Below are 1,399 nucleotides of genomic sequence, written 5' to 3' on the forward strand. Positions count from 1 at the left end.
ACTTGTTTGGCGTGCCCGCGTTTTTGAAAGTGTTATATTCAATCGCCTGATTGATGATCTGGAGACGACATGTTTGACTGATGCCCAAGTGCGCTTTGCTGAATCTTTTATTATGCGCAAATTACGTTGCCTATTGACAGGCTCTGCAGCATACCACACTAATGAATGGGTTCGGCAACAAGTGTCTATTTCGACAGTCCAGTCAGTGTTGCGGATTCGACGGCTATGCTTTTCATATCTATTCTGTGCATGTGTGGTGACCTTTCCTCCAGCGATTCTGCGCTTCCAGCAACATTGTTGGGTGCACGAGCTGACGGTTCATCATGCCAACTTTTGCCTGATGGCAGCTGTCATTCTGATTGCAATCCATGGTTGCGCATGTACATGGCCGATATTGCTCATGCTGTTCATCTACATGCTCTCCCTCCCATGCCAGTTGACATTCTTGCTTTTTCCACCATACCACAATTCCTATCAGCCACTTTTCGGTCATTGCGAAGCTTTGTCACTTCTACAGAGCTTGAACGTGAAATCGACCCTATTATGATAGGGCCTGGCTTGCCATGTCCGGAATGCGATCGTCTTTTCAGCCATAAACGTGGCATTGCTTGCCATCGCACCATGATCCATCGTGACCAGACCAGACGCCTCATGCTCATGTTGGTGAACAAATGTCCCTGGTGTGACCGATGGTTCACTAAACCTCAATCTCTTCGTTCTCATGTTGCAGCGCGGAATGTTCGAGGTGAATGCCCAGTTGGAAAACAAATCAACGATGCGCTTCATCATGTTAAATCTCCGCTTCAATGCCCACGCTGTCAACGTCGCTATGGATCAACTGATGATTACCTTGCGCATGTACGTGAAGTATATGATCACGCTGTTTGTGATGCCCAAAACAGCACGGACGTTGCTCACAGCTCTAGTGATCCTGTCACTGTCTTTCGTGACGACAGCAGTAGCACTGATGCAGGGATGGTTGCAAGCTGCCCCCCGCCAGTCGGCGGTGCGCCCGCGGCGAGAACCGCAACCTCAACATCACCCGCGTACCCACCCTTCATCAGCAACACCAGCACTGGCCGGGGGCGCCGTCGCCGTCGCAACCATTCCACGAGTCGACGTGGACCTACTCACGTGCACCTCGCGGCTGGCACTCAGTACGGCCCGACAGATGCGCACACTTTCTGGCATGGCAGTGCGCACGCTAACTTTGCCGGACACCAGCCCATTAGCTCAGCCACTGGCAGTGGTGGCCCATATGGAGAAACCTTGGTCCGAGAACATGCTCTGCTACACATGGGGGCATTTGATCACAGTTCTGCTGGCCCACCCCGACAACTTACCACCAGCAGCACTATTGATCCTCCAAACCCATGCACAGAGCCAGCTCACGCCGGAC

2 protein-coding genes are annotated in these 1,399 nt (G+C 52.2%); both read left to right on the top strand.

Features of this window, described 5'->3' with window-relative positions; all coding sequences use genetic code 11:
- A partial coding sequence (locus ABWQ00_RS16050) for a hypothetical protein (protein ID WP_353239660.1) occupies positions 1–547 on the top strand: 547 nt, incomplete at its 5' end.
- Between the two features lie 135 nt (positions 548–682).
- Positions 683–1,399: hypothetical protein (locus tag ABWQ00_RS16055; RefSeq protein WP_353239661.1), on the top strand; the 717-nt coding region annotated here is incomplete at its 3' end.

It is taken from the genome of Limnohabitans sp., from assembly GCF_040400975.1.
Taxonomy (GTDB): Bacteria; Pseudomonadota; Gammaproteobacteria; order Burkholderiales; family Burkholderiaceae_C; genus Limnohabitans_A.